At 64.1% G+C, this 513-nt stretch carries 1 protein-coding gene; it reads left to right on the top strand.

All coding sequences use genetic code 11. From position 1 onward, the window contains the following. On the top strand, positions 1-513 hold a 513-nt coding region (locus P0652_RS18735), incomplete at both ends, for a flagellin (protein ID WP_284180432.1).

The raw sequence follows: 513 nt of genomic DNA on the forward strand, positions 1-513 counted from the left end.
GCCGATCACCGGCTCGCTCGACAATTCCGAGCGTCTCCGCCTCGGCCAGCAATACGAAGCCTACAAGCTGGAAATCACCTCGGTCATCACCAACAACGTGGTCCAGAACGGCCGCAACCTGCTGGCTGGCCAGGGGATGAACATCATCCTCAACGAGTTCGCCTCGAACCCGATCGCGATCTCGGGCGTGACGATGACCACGGGCAGCCTCGGCCTGACCGGTGTCGGCACCGGCTGGACCACGGATACCCTGGTCCAGACCTCGCTCGGCCAGGTCCAGTCGGCCATGGCGCAGGTGGATGATGTGGCCGGCCAGTTCGGCAACTACTCGACCTTCGTCAAGGAGCGCTACGACATCAACGTCGAGTTCGCCACGAACATGAAGACGCTGGGCGACGATCTCGTGGCCGCCGATGTGGCCGAGGAATCGGCCAAGCTGACGGCCCTGCAGACCCAGCAGCAGTTCGCTGTCCAGGCCTTCTCGGCCGGCTCGGCGAATGCCCAGTCGCTGCT

Source organism: Rhabdaerophilum sp. SD176 (assembly GCF_030143245.1).
Taxonomy (GTDB): domain Bacteria; phylum Pseudomonadota; class Alphaproteobacteria; order Rhizobiales; family Beijerinckiaceae; genus Rhabdaerophilum.